The sequence below is a fragment of the Bartonella senegalensis OS02 genome, from assembly GCF_000312545.1.
Taxonomy (GTDB): domain Bacteria; phylum Pseudomonadota; class Alphaproteobacteria; order Rhizobiales; family Rhizobiaceae; genus Bartonella; species Bartonella senegalensis.
In genome coordinates this window covers 1,038,118-1,047,716 of record NZ_HE997540.1, presented here as the reverse complement: position 1 = coordinate 1,047,716, position 9,599 = coordinate 1,038,118, and the positions used below count along the sequence as shown (strand labels likewise).

Genomic DNA, 9,599 nt, shown 5'->3' with positions numbered 1-9,599 from the left:
CCTTGGAAAGATCATAACGGCGGTGACCTCCTGCAGTATGCTCAGAAATAATTTTGCCTTCACATTCCCAACGGCTTAGAGTTGCTGATCGAAACACGCAAAGCTTGAACGGCCTTACCTATCCCAACAAATCTATCCATAATGAAGATTATTACACAGATATAAATAGATAAATAGATTACAAGTAAAATGTTAAAGCCCCTCTATGACGTTCATCTTTATCGCTCTCATATAAAAGATCACGGTGCAGCTGTTTAATATGATTTTCTGTAATAGGAATATCTTTCCAAGATTGAAAGATTATTTCCATAACTTTTGCATAACCAATAACTTCCTGTTCATCACGGCTCTTAAAATTTTTAATTTCTAAATTTACCAAAAGCTTTTCAATTTCGCGGTCTGTTAATTTGCTTCCTTCAATACGCGTAGAAGATCCAATACTTTCAACAGTAGCAATTGACGCAGAGCATTCAAACGTTCTGGAGCAAGAGTTCCAAAAGCACGCCACGCACCTTTGAACTCATCAATCTCAGTAATCTCAGTAATGAGAGCCAACAATTCTTGTTTGATTTTGAGTGTATCTGTTTTCATACCGGAATGCATACCGGATTATACCCGATTACAATAAGATTTTTTTACATCTTTTACTGTTGGTTTATCACAAAGACGTATTGCTAAGGAGTGAGTGTAAACACCTTGCGCTTATTTATTGTAGGCAAAAATATCAAGCCTACAAAAATTAAGCCCGTCATTACTCTGCTAATGAAAACATTATAGTCTTAACTTCCTCGTTAGGAAAGGAGTTTTGCAGACTTCCCATTTTTCTTTAATAGGTCAATCGCTAATTTATCAAACGAAACAAAGATTTCACCACCTAGCCAGCTCCCCTCATAGGATATGATTCCATCAGCAAAATCCCCACCATTTTCAAGAATAGCAAGCCCTGCTTCAACAGCTGGTCGATTCATGACTATATTACTGGTTGCGAGAAGATCGCGTAACATTCCCGCTACATCTTCTTTTGATAATTTTGCACCTCGACGAAGTATCCAAACAAGTTCGCAAAGACAAGGCAAAGAAATAGCAATGAGAGAAGCTTCTCTTAAGATCTTGCTTGCCACTTCCCCCTGCTTTTTATCGTCTTGTAAAACAGCACGCGCTAGAACATTTGTATCTACAGAAATCTTCATTTCTCATTCGCCCAGCTAGAAGCAACCATTTCGTTCATTTCTTCAATGGTCAGTGGTTTTTTCAATTTTCCAACAAATCGTCCAATAAAGCTCTCAATTGTGATTGTAGATTGTGACGCCTTTATACGGATTTCCCCACCTGGTAATTTATCAAAGTCGATCCTCTCACCTGGTTTAACACCAAGATGTTGTAATAAATCGCGCTTGAGCGTAATTTGTCCTTTTGCTGTAACGGTTAATGAAGGCATAAACAATCCTCTTAGTTATAAATATAATTATTGAATATATATAAAAGTAATGTAAAATTCAATTACTTTCAAAAGAGAAATTACCAAAGAGTTATATGATTATATGATTGATGCTAAACATAAGGAATTGTGAAGTAAGTTTGTTTGCATACCGGTATATCTAATTACACTCGATTGCCTATTATGTTGTTATTGCCCTTCGAGGAATAGCCCTCGAAGAGGTTTCTTCGCAGGAAAGAGCTTAATCAAAAGAAGGAGAGAGTTTAAAAAAAACTACACCCAACCAGAGATACCCCCCGCCCCCCTCTGAAGCCTCGAAGGGGATTGCAGGCAAAATTATCCTGTGATGCGTTGAATGGTAGCCCCACAGCATGCTAATTTTTTTTCCAACCTCTCAAACCCGCGATCAAGATGGTACACACGATTAACGGTTGTTTTTCCCTTGGCAGCAAGTGCAGCAATCACAAGAGAGACCGAAGCACGCAAATCGGTTGCCATGACTGGCGCACCTTGTAGATGCTCTGTTCCAGAGACGGTTGCCGTCTGTCCATCGAGCTTTATTTGTGCGCCCAAACGGTTAAGTTCCTGCACATGCATGAAGCGATTTTCGAAAATTGTTTCGGTAATATGAGAAGTTCCCTGAGCGCGTGTCATTAGAGCCATGAATTGTGCTTGGAGATCGGTTGGAAAAGCAGGATAAGGACCAGTTTTAATATCGACAGGCATTATTTTTGTGTGACGTGGATTTCTTTTAACATGAATTCCTTGAGGTTTGATCTCGATATCGAGTCCAGTTTTTTGCAAGACCTCAAGCACTTGTGTAAGGTGGTGAGGATTAGCATTTTTAAGCATCACATCCCCCCCAGTCATAGCAACAGCCATTGCATAAGTTCCGGCTTCAATTCGATCAGGGATGACAGATATTCTTGTTCCGTTAAGTTTTTGAACGCCTTCGATGGTGAGGGTTGTTGTTGCCTCACCGGTTATTTTTGCCCCCATTGCATTCAGGGCTTGCACAAGATTTGTCACCTCAGGTTCACAAGCAGCATTTTCAAGGACGGTTTTTCCCTCTGCGGTTACAGCAGCCATGATCATAACATGTGTTCCACCGACAGTGACTTTAGGAAAACGATAGTGCGCGCCTTTTAATCCTTTTGAGACCTTAGCATGAACATATCCATTTTCGATAGCAATCCGAGCCCCTAAAGTTCTGAGCCCCTCTAGGATAAAATCAACGGGTCTTGTTCCGATAGCACACCCTCCAGGCAGCGAAACATAAGCCTCTTGGCACCGTGCAAGCAATGGACCAATGACCCAAAAGCTTGCGCGCATTTTACGAACGAGATCGTATGGTGCATGTGTTGTGGTTATTTTTTGTGCAGTAAAATGGATTGTTCTTGAATGAACACAATCGGTATGTTCTCTTTGCCCGTCGACGGCATACCCAACACCGTGATTGTTGAGAATACGAATGAGCAGTTCGATATCAGCAAGATGAGGGATATTATCTAAAGAAAGGGTTTCTTCAGTCAGCAAAGCAGCAATCATCAGAGGCAATGCAGCATTTTTGGCCCCTGAGATAGGAAGAATCCCTTTCAGTTTTTTTCCCCCAACAATTTCGATAGAATCCATAGAATTTTCCCTCTTTTGCTTTGCATTTCCCCTTCGAAAGCTTTTGCCCCCTCGGGGAATTTATTGTCTGTTATGATTTTAGAATGAATTCCAAACTGTAGAACGAATCATGAAGAAGTTTGGTTGCAAAGAATCAGTAAAGAGTCTTCTTTTTAGAATTCTGTTTGCGCCCTTTTTCGACTTTGCTCTTTTCGACGTTTTAAGTTTTGACGCAATTGTTGCGCCAATCTTTCCTGACGCTTTTTTTCTTTTTGTTGTTGGTGATTCATTTTTTCTTGCTTTTGGTTTTGATGCATCTTTGTCATTGCGCAACCTTCTGAGCAGTCTAGAGGATTTTTAAACAACCCATTTCGTTATATAAACTTCGTTATATAAACTATGTCATGACACAAGACATGTTTTGTTTCAAGAATGCAGAAATGTTCTCTTGCCTATTTCATGACAATATGGCACAAGGCGACGTAATGACTTGAGAAAGTGCTGCGGTAGCTCAGTGGTAGAGCACTCCCTTGGTAAGGGAGAGGTCGAGAGTTCAATCCTCTCTCGCAGCACCATGAGGTACAGATTTTTTATTTTTCAATAGGTTATTGGAAATAATAGAAAATTGTAGAACTACCTTTAGCGTTGTGTTTAGAGCATTCTGCTCTAAGATCAAAACGGCAGATACCAGAGATAAAATATAAGAAACACAATTAAACAAAAGGGCACAGTGTTAGATAAACAAAAGGGCACAGTGTTAGAAAACGCTCTCAGATGATATGGTAAATATCCTAAGGGAAGAGAAAAATGGTGTGCTTTCAACACCATTTTTGAAGGGGTTTCTTGCGCATAATCTTAGAACACTGTTGAAATTTTTGTTTCAGTATTTTCTGTGGATTGTCAGCAATGTGTTTTTCTATGTGTTCTTTTTTCGCTCCTTCTTAAGGGCGTTCTCCTCCTCATACCCTGGCTGTTTTTCCTCTTCTCGAAGAACATCCCTCTCCACCCCTGCACCCCACTGTCACGCTCAGCCTCTTGAATTCTCACGCCTTCTCCTGTTTTGAAATCCTTAATTTTCTGCACCATAATTTCCAAATCTTCATTAAAACGATTAATCTCACTTTCCAGTTTGCGAATATAGGCTTCATCACGATAAGCGCGCTTAATCAAAGGCGGCATATCAGGCCAATAGAGCATCAAATCGATCCATTCCCGTTGGGCAATCCATAATGCTCCCTGACATTGAGCTTTATGCTCTGCGGGAAATTTTTTTTGAGTATAATGCGGAATGAGGATTTCAGGTTTTTTAGTTTTAATTTCCAACAGTCCCTTTGTTCCAATAAAAGCATCGGGAGAAAACCCTTTCATGCGATCATCTGCCAGAACGAAACCAACAGACTGAGGCTTGCTCTGTGTGAGTGTAGCATAAAGCTGGCGCGCACTTGGTTCTAATTCTGTCCCGCGACGCATAGAAAGCGTTGTTGCTTCTTCGACGATTTTTCCAGTAATTCTTTCTCCGGCAAGTTTCCTCATAACGGCATGATATTTTGAGGTTTTTTGTCCCTGTTTTTTTTGTGCCATCACCATTTCAAACAAAGACGCCGTAATCACCCCCTTGCGCGCTTGATACCATTGCTCTGTTCCTTGAATACAATCGACCATTATAGGCATATTATTCCCCCCTAATCTTCGAAGCACTTTCACTCTGTGCACAAGCTTGAAGAAACCTTTCTATAAAGCACCACCTTTTTAAATCTGATCTGCTTTAAAACCTTGTGCAAGCTGATTCTCGTCAATAAAATGCCGGCATTTTCGACATCTCCTTCCCCCACAAACACGCACCCATTACCCATGGGCACACCCCATCCCTCGCCCCTCCATCCCCTATGAAACACTGGACATCCGCCACAAAACACGCTGCCCCTTATCTACCGAGCTTCCCAGAAAAACCAAACAACTCTTCTGCTCTGAGAGCCCTAAGAATCTTCGCCCCAGAGAATCTCCGCCGCGCAAAATCTCTGATCCACGACCTCTCATCCGCAGAATTTTAGATCCGTATCATCTTCGCCCCAAGAACTTACAGTTCCAAAAAGCTCTCAAACTTAAGAGTCCAAACAAACTCCAGCCCAACCTTAATCGGAGGGATTTTCAATCCGAAGAATCTTCGACCCGAAGAATCTTCAACCCGAAGAATCTTCGATCCGAAAGACTTTTTCCCTTGGTCCTAACCTTACACTCTCTTTCCCCTTCATCAAACACACTGCACTTTTTCTTAAAACACCTCAGGCATAAAACACTTTGAGCACTGTGCACGCCTATTAAGAAGCCATCACGCAAATCACAACCATCCCTGAAGCCACAAAGAAAATCTCAATCTACATCCCCACTTTATTAACTCGACATAATCCCTCGTCAATAAAATGCCGGCATTTGAAAATGCCGGCATTTTCGACATCTCCTTCCCCCACAAACACGCACCCATTACCCATGGGCACACCCCATCCCTCGCCCCCCCATCCCCTATGAAACACTGGACATCCGCCACAAAACACGCTGCCCCTTATCTACCGAGCTTCCCAGAAAAACCAAACAACTCTTCTGCTCTGAGAGCCCTAAGAATCTTCGCCCCAGAGAATCTCCGCCGGGTAGAATCTCCGATCTATAGAATTTTCAATCCAAAACGCTCTCAGCCAGCAGGATTTTCTATCGACAGAATTTTAAAGGCTTTTTTCTCAGCAGCCGTGACAAAAGATTTTCACTCCTGCTGTTGCACAACGAAAAAATCATTACGCCGATGTTTCTCTGCCAAATTTTTTGCCACATATTCTGCAGCCTTTTGCGATATAAAAAGAACGGCGTTGTGTTTTTGGGGTTCGAGCCTGATTGTATTTTGGCTATTTCCGGCATAGTAAAGTGGAAATCCCTGATAAAAAGTCTTCAAATAACGTGCCATGATTTTTTACCACCAGTAATCGTTCAAAACATCACACGGGCGCAAACGATGCTGTTTTTCGTAAGAACCATAGAGATTATCTTCATAGGTGCGCGTGACTTTTTCATTAAGACAAGCATGGTAGGCATCACTATTGAGAATGAAAGGTTGAAGTTGGGTATTTTGTTCGTCAATTTCATAATTGAGAACATATGCATCAGCGACTTGTTCAGTGACATCATCGGCATGCAGTGTTGTGAGATCGAGACGTAAGATTCTGAGAACAGTTTCTCTTTCTTCCACAAATTCGAGCACTTCTTCGACCTGTTCGATTGGTCCTTCAATGGCATCACAACTTTCATCTTCGCAGAGAAGTACGATGATTTCGTCCTCTTTAACGAATGGAATATTTTTCATAATTTTCCCCCCTTTGTAAGTTGATAAAGCAAAGCTTTGTCTTGACATAGTCAAATATAGCGTTACTCTTATCTCCTCTATGGGGGAGATGTCAAATTATTTTATCCTTAATAAAAGATATATTTTTATTCTATACGAGGTTCCAAACGGCATATGTGAATAAAAGTCGCCCTATTTTGTTCACCTCACGGACCTTTATTGTTCTCTATTTGTTCTTACTCAACGCAACCACAAACAGACAGGAGAGCTAAAATGAGTGATTTAGAACTGATAAAATACTGGCGCACTCTTGATTTAAAAACACAGAAAAAACTTATTCTGATACTTCGCCAGATGGTCGCCGCAAGAGAGTCAAAATCGCCTGCCTTTCCTGAGGAGAGAGCTTTGAAATAAGATCGAGGAATTCTTTATCTTCAGGACTAGCGCCCTGTCCATAGAGAATATAATTCATACTGATATCAATTTCATGACAAACGCGTGCTAAAGATTCAACAGTTGGTTCTTTTCCTTCTGCTAGGATAGAATGGAGATATCCTGCACCTTTTCCGGCTGCAAGGGAGACCGATCTTTTAGAGCGGCCACTTTTTTCCAGTGCAGCAGCGAGTCTTTGACGCCAACCATTAATATACATAGTTTCACCATATAGCGCGTCTTTAAAAAAAAACACGTCCTTTTTTCTAAAACAGACTTGCATTATCCTCTAAAAAGGATAAAATTAAGGAAACAAATTTTACTTTTTTAGGGGGGAAGGTAAGAGCTCATTTTCGGGTCCAAAGAACAACTTCCCACCACAAAGGATGTGAAAAAGCGCCTCACCGCGAAAGTCCATGGGTCTCTCAAGTTTTGTACTGTTTATTTTTTGTCATTCACACAATCTCAAACTGTAAGCATGCACCCGAATATGCACAACAAGCTGTCAGAGCACATACACTCCTTTTTCAAGAGGATGTTTTCTAACAAACCAACCGCAACAAACCCGCAACATTGCACTAAAGCGTAAAAACCTTAACCGCAGATACCCAATTGTACAAGAACAGTGTTTTGGTTTTGTTGTGAATGAAAATATATAAAAAAAGCAGAAAGTGGATTGAAGTATGCAACACGCCAATCAACAAGAAACTCCATATTATGAATCGTCTACGCTTCCTTATGTTTGTTGGTATCAGAATGATTTTCTAGGAGGTGTTCGTGGGATGCGGGCACACGAAATTGGAATTTACACGATTCTTCTCAACGAAATGTACGCACGTGGTCGTCCTCTAGAGTTATCGATAGAACGATTATCGCGTCTTTGCGGCTGTGACAAGCGAACTTTTACAAATGTTTTAGAAATGCTGATACGAGAGGGCAAGATTTTAAATTTAGCGCATGGTTTATGGAATAATCGGTGCGAAAATGTTTTCCGAGAGCGTACGAAATTGCTTGAACAAAAATCCTTTGCGGGTCGTTCTTCGGCAAAAAAGCGCAAGAAAATCAATGCAGAGGTTCAACAGCTGCTCAACGAGCGAGGAAGAGATGATGAACGTAACTCAGAATCTCAGAAGATGGAAGAAAAGGAAACACCTCACGGTGTTTCAGAAAAGCGGTTTTTTTTGCCGCAATCTGGGGAAGAGAAAGGTCATGAAGGATCCTGCACAGACCAGTATTGTGGCTGCACGTCGACACAGGCATCGACACAGACGTGTGCCCTTACGCGCCCAGAGCAAGAGTGCACAAAATGTTTTTCTGATTCTAGCATTGAGTCAACAAGTCTCACGGGGTCTATGAGCAAAAGCAAGAGCGGTAGCCTTTTCCCCAAAGGGCAACGTCTTCCAAGCGACTGGCAAGCAGACATTGGAGCGGCAATTTCAGAAGGTTTGAGTGAAGAGCAAGCACGTTGGCAAGAAAAGAAATTTCGTGATTATTGGCATGCGAAAAGCGGCAAGGAAGCACTAAAAGTGGATTGGCAAGCGACATGGCGCAATTGGTTTCGCCGTGAGATTGAACGGATAAAAGACCATCAAGAAAGACTTGCCATTTTTTCTACTCACACATCGCCAACATCGCTTTCTAGCGACAAGGATGCCCTCTACCGAACACTGATCAACTACCGCACCAATGAACATGAATAGGATTGTTGAAATCACACAAAGGCTTATCGCACAAGCAGGCGAAAGAGAAAAATCGACAGCATCGCAGAGTGAAGCAGTCTTGATTGTCTGGCAAGCGCTCTACCCCCATGGACTCAAAACGAACCACAATAGGCAAAATCTTACCTGTCCAGCGGCAAACGGCCAAAGCGCCCAAGATACAGCAGAAAACATCAAGCACAACTTGCAGACAAAAACAAAAAACCGATCCTCTCTCACAGAGCGCACATCTTGCTCCACACATCAACCATCAACAGACAACACCCCCTCTATAAACCGCACCCCCGAAACGAACCACAATAGGCAAAATCTTACCTGTCCAGCGGCAAACGCCCAAAGCGCCCAAGATGCAGCAGAAAACATCAAGCACAACTTGCAGACAAAAACAAAAAACCGATCCTCTCTCACAGAGCGCACATCTTGCTCCACACATCAACCACCAACAAACAAAGCGCCAGCCTCTACAGAACACCCCCCCTCCCCAACAAACCATGAACACACCTCCACGCACCACAGACCGCCCTCCATAGACCAAGCACCACCCTTAACAGAGCGAAGTCTTGCCTTAACGATTTTAGCAAATTTGAGTGAAGGGCAAGCGCGTTGGCAAGAAAAGAAATTTCGTAATACTTGGCATGCCAAAAACAGCAAAGAAGCGCTAAAAGTGGATTGGCAAGCGATATGGCGCAATGGATTTCAAAGTGAGATTGAACGAATAAAAGACCATAAAGAAAGGTTTGCCATTTTTTCCTCTCACGCCTCTCTCACACCCGCATTCTAGCGACAACGACAGCCTCTCCGCACTCTCATCAACGACCACACGAATGAAATGAACACGATCATTGAAATCAAACAAAAGTTTACGGCACAAGCAGGCGAAAGAGCAAGATCGACAGCAGCACATGATGAGGTAATCTTGTTTGGCGGACAAATTCTCTGCTCTACGAACCGCAAGCCTTCTCTCACAGATCATGCCGCTTTTTCCAGGCATCAAGTGCCTGCCCCGACAAAGCACCCCCCTTTTCCACGAACCATGCCCCCAATACGCATCACCACAACCACATCCCACCGG

At 42.3% G+C, this 9,599-nt stretch carries 13 protein-coding genes, 1 tRNA gene and 1 pseudogene; 4 read left to right on the top strand and 11 right to left on the bottom strand.

Annotation, left to right across the window (positions count from 1 at the left end; genetic code table 11):
- The 7 genes and pseudogenes from BN200_RS10085 to BN200_RS09370 form a co-directional block, all read right to left on the bottom strand.
- A pseudogene (locus BN200_RS10085) lies at positions 1 to 140 on the bottom strand (MerR family DNA-binding transcriptional regulator); the annotation flags it as partial.
- Between the two features lie 38 nt (positions 141 to 178).
- Complete coding sequence (locus BN200_RS09475) at positions 179 to 379, bottom strand: hypothetical protein (RefSeq protein ID WP_210160878.1); 201 nt, start codon at positions 377 to 379, stop codon at positions 179 to 181.
- Positions 380 to 402: 23 nt separating this feature from the next.
- A complete protein-coding gene (locus tag BN200_RS09470; protein WP_210160877.1) occupies positions 403 to 591 on the bottom strand; it encodes a hypothetical protein in 189 nt (62 codons plus the stop codon).
- 200 nt (positions 592 to 791) lie between these two features.
- The gene (locus BN200_RS04200) at positions 792 to 1,190 is read right to left on the bottom strand and encodes a type II toxin-antitoxin system VapC family toxin (protein WP_019221241.1); all 399 of its coding nucleotides are present in this window, start codon (positions 1,188 to 1,190) and stop codon (positions 792 to 794) included.
- Positions 1,187 to 1,438: an AbrB/MazE/SpoVT family DNA-binding domain-containing protein gene (locus BN200_RS04195; protein WP_019221240.1), complete on the bottom strand. Its 252-nt coding sequence runs from the start codon at positions 1,436 to 1,438 to the stop codon at positions 1,187 to 1,189. Before BN200_RS04195 ends, BN200_RS04200 begins: the two co-directional genes overlap by 4 nt.
- A gap of 336 nt (positions 1,439 to 1,774) precedes the next feature.
- Positions 1,775 to 3,070, bottom strand: a complete 1,296-nt coding sequence (gene murA / locus BN200_RS04190) for a UDP-N-acetylglucosamine 1-carboxyvinyltransferase (protein WP_019221239.1) — start codon at positions 3,068 to 3,070, stop codon at positions 1,775 to 1,777.
- Between the two features lie 152 nt (positions 3,071 to 3,222).
- The gene (locus BN200_RS09370) at positions 3,223 to 3,375 is read right to left on the bottom strand and encodes a hypothetical protein (RefSeq protein ID WP_195886758.1); all 153 of its coding nucleotides are present in this window, start codon (positions 3,373 to 3,375) and stop codon (positions 3,223 to 3,225) included.
- A gap of 174 nt (positions 3,376 to 3,549) precedes the next feature.
- Here BN200_RS09370 and BN200_RS04180 point away from each other — a divergent pair.
- Positions 3,550 to 3,624 (top strand) — tRNA-Thr (locus tag BN200_RS04180).
- 325 nt (positions 3,625 to 3,949) lie between these two features.
- On the opposite strand, the gene BN200_RS04175 is transcribed toward BN200_RS04180, so the two are convergent.
- From BN200_RS04175 to BN200_RS04150, 4 genes are all read right to left on the bottom strand, one after another.
- Entirely contained in the window at positions 3,950 to 4,720 is a 771-nt protein-coding gene (locus tag BN200_RS04175; protein ID WP_019221237.1) for a lambda exonuclease family protein, read from the bottom strand.
- Positions 4,721 to 5,804: 1,084 nt separating this feature from the next.
- Positions 5,805 to 6,002 carry a hypothetical protein gene (locus BN200_RS04160; protein WP_019221234.1) on the bottom strand — a complete coding sequence of 66 codons (198 nt, stop codon included), beginning with the start codon at positions 6,000 to 6,002 and terminating at the stop codon, positions 5,805 to 5,807.
- Between the two features lie 6 nt (positions 6,003 to 6,008).
- Positions 6,009 to 6,398: a hypothetical protein gene (locus BN200_RS04155; RefSeq protein ID WP_034988944.1), complete on the bottom strand. Its 390-nt coding sequence runs from the start codon at positions 6,396 to 6,398 to the stop codon at positions 6,009 to 6,011.
- Positions 6,399 to 6,711: 313 nt separating this feature from the next.
- The gene (locus tag BN200_RS04150) at positions 6,712 to 7,029 is read right to left on the bottom strand and encodes a hypothetical protein (protein WP_019221232.1); all 318 of its coding nucleotides are present in this window, start codon (positions 7,027 to 7,029) and stop codon (positions 6,712 to 6,714) included.
- 463 nt (positions 7,030 to 7,492) lie between these two features.
- On the opposite strand from BN200_RS04150, the gene BN200_RS04145 reads away from it, so the two are divergent.
- From BN200_RS04145 to BN200_RS09465, 3 genes are all read left to right on the top strand, one after another.
- Positions 7,493 to 8,509, top strand: coding sequence for a YdaU family protein (locus tag BN200_RS04145; protein ID WP_019221231.1), 1,017 nt, complete (start codon positions 7,493 to 7,495; stop codon positions 8,507 to 8,509).
- Positions 8,502 to 9,308, top strand: a complete 807-nt coding sequence (locus BN200_RS09630; protein ID WP_034988772.1) for a hypothetical protein — start codon at positions 8,502 to 8,504, stop codon at positions 9,306 to 9,308. Before BN200_RS04145 ends, BN200_RS09630 begins: the two co-directional genes overlap by 8 nt.
- A gap of 48 nt (positions 9,309 to 9,356) precedes the next feature.
- The coding region (locus BN200_RS09465) for a hypothetical protein (RefSeq protein ID WP_034988770.1) at positions 9,357 to 9,599 on the top strand (243 nt) is incomplete at its 3' end.